The organism is Frankia sp. CoWAU3 (assembly GCF_977971855.1).
This window is the reverse complement of the sequence record NZ_CDWWXB010000072.1, coordinates 11,210-13,419: the sequence shown is the minus strand read 5'-3', so window position 1 is coordinate 13,419 and position 2,210 is coordinate 11,210. Positions and strand designations below refer to the sequence as shown.

Annotated in this window: 2 protein-coding genes; both read right to left on the bottom strand. The window is 73.1% G+C overall.

Annotated features, from left to right (window positions below; all coding sequences use genetic code 11):
• Positions 1-389: DUF6758 family protein (locus tag AC08ON_RS08990; protein WP_476616777.1), on the bottom strand; the 389-nt coding region annotated here is incomplete at its 3' end.
• Between the two features lie 177 nt (positions 390-566).
• Positions 567-1,994, bottom strand: coding sequence for a 4-aminobutyrate--2-oxoglutarate transaminase (gabT, locus tag AC08ON_RS08985; RefSeq protein ID WP_476607098.1), 1,428 nt, complete (start codon positions 1,992-1,994; stop codon positions 567-569).
• Positions 1,995-2,210 lie beyond the last annotated feature (216 nt).

The following is a 2,210-nucleotide window of genomic DNA, read 5'->3' as shown; positions in this document are numbered from 1 at the left end:
ACGCCGGGCAGCGGTTCGGGATCGGGACCGCTGATGCCCGCGAGCCGGGCGCCGAGTCCCACCCGAGGCGCCTCGGCGACGAGCACCATCTCGGCCGGCCCGCCCAACGGAGAGGGCCCGGCGGCGGCGACTGCCGTGGCACGCGGCCCGGTACGCTCGTCACCGGCCCAGCCGACGCCGCTGACGTACCAGTGGACCGGCATCGGCTGCGGCAACCAGATCGGGACCGTCGAGGTCTTCGACAGCGCGTGGAGCGCCTGTTCCCGCGACGACACGGCGGTGCGGTAGGGACTCACCTCCCCGTGATCGTCGCACCGCCACTGACTGCTCCACAGATCGGGTGGACGCAGCGGTCCGAGACAGCGCGGGCAGGCCGCAGCAATGGTCACCGGGCGCCTCCTGGCGTAGGTGGAGATGTCGCCGAACATCGGCACTCCGGCACGGGTATGCCCTCGGCTTTCCACCCGCAATCGCCCCACCAGGTTTCCACCCGCAATCGTCCGACCTCGGCAGATATGCCGAACAGCCGGGTGCACCACCCCTCCGTCACCCCTCCGGGCGGGCCGTCACCCCTCCGGGCGGGCCGGGGAGGGAGACTGACGGCGCGCCGCGAGCTCCGCGAACGCCTCGTCGAGGAGATCGAGGCCAGCCAGCAGCAACGGCTCCTCGATCACCAGCGGTGGCAGCAGCCGGAGCACGTTGCCCCAGGTGCCCGCGGTGAGCACGATCAGGCCGCGACGATGGCAGGCGGCTGCCGCGGCGGCGGTGAGGACCTTGTCCGGGCTGTCGTCGCCGGCGCTCCGGACCAGCTCCAGGGCGACCATCGCGCCCCGCCCCCGGACATCCCCGACGAAGTCGTACCGCTCGCGCAACGCGTGCAGGCGGGGCAGGGCGATCTCGCCTATCCGGCGGGCCCGGCCGGCCAGGTCCTCGGACTCGATGAGGTCGATCGCGGCGAGAGCCGCAGCGCAGGCCGCGGGGTTCCCCCCGTAGGTGCCGCCGAGCCCGCCGACCTGGGGGGCGTCCATGATCTCCGCGCGGCCGGTGACGGCCGCGAGCGGCAGGCCGCCGGCGATGCCCTTGGCGGTGGTGATGAGATCCGGGACGACGCCTTCGTGCTCGCAGGCGAACATCGTCCCGGTCCGGGCGAACCCGGTCTGCACCTCGTCCGCGACGAACACGATCCCCGCGACCGTACAGAACTCGGCGAGGCGGGGCAGGAACCCGGTCCCGGGGACGATGAAACCGCCCTCCCCCTGGATCGGCTCGATGACCATCGCGGCGACGGACGCGGCCCCGATCTCGTCCCGCACGAGCTCGATCACCCGCTCGGCGGCCTCCTCCCCACAGCGGTCGGGACCGGTCTGCCAGCGGTAGGGATACGCCAGCGGCATCCGGTAGACTTCGGGCGCGAACGGCCCGAACCCACTCTTGTAGGGCATCGACTTCGCGGTCATCGCCATCGTCAGGTTCGTCCGGCCATGGTAAGCGTGCTCGAAGACGACGACCGCGCCCCGGCCGGTCGCGCTGCGCGCGATCTTGACGGCGTTCTCGACGGCCTCCGCTCCGGAGTTGAACAATGCCGAGCGCTTCTCATGGGTACCCGGCGTCAGCCGGTTCAGCGCCTCACAGACGGCGATATAGCCCTCGTACGGCGTCACCATGAAGCAGGTGTGGGTGAACCGGCCGATCTGCTCGCGCACGGCCCCGACGACCCCGTCCGCAGCGTTGCCGACGCTGACCACCGCGATCCCCGAACCGAAGTCGATGAGCGAGTTGCCGTCCACGTCGACCACGACCCCGCCGCCCGCCGCGTGCGCGTAGACCGGGAGGGTCTCACCGACCCCCCGGGCCACGGCGCCGACGCGGCGCGCGGCGAGTGCCCGGGACCGCGGGCCGGGGATCTCGGTGTGCAGACGCGGCTCCTGGGGCAGCCGCGGGCCGCCGGTGGCGGGCAGGCCGATTCCGGTCGCCGCCGGGTTAGGAATGGTCATCGTCGGCTCCTACCTGATCGTATGCGCGCACGTACCTGTCCACGGCCCGGGCCACGCCGCCCGCGCCGCGGACCGGACCGGCCATCGTCCCCCGCCGCCGGGATCCGGTCGGTGGTCCTCGGGCGGGACCGGGCGCGCCGCAGGCACCCCGCCCGCGCGGGCGCCTAGAATGAGCTCGATGGTGATGACGACGGCAGGCGGCTCGACGGCAGGCGG

Bases quoted from the DNA above. Each gene is read 5' to 3' on its own strand.
- gabT (WP_476607098.1), bottom strand. From the start codon at position 1,994: ATGACCATTCCTAACCCGGCGGCGACCGGAATCGGCCTGCCCGCCACC.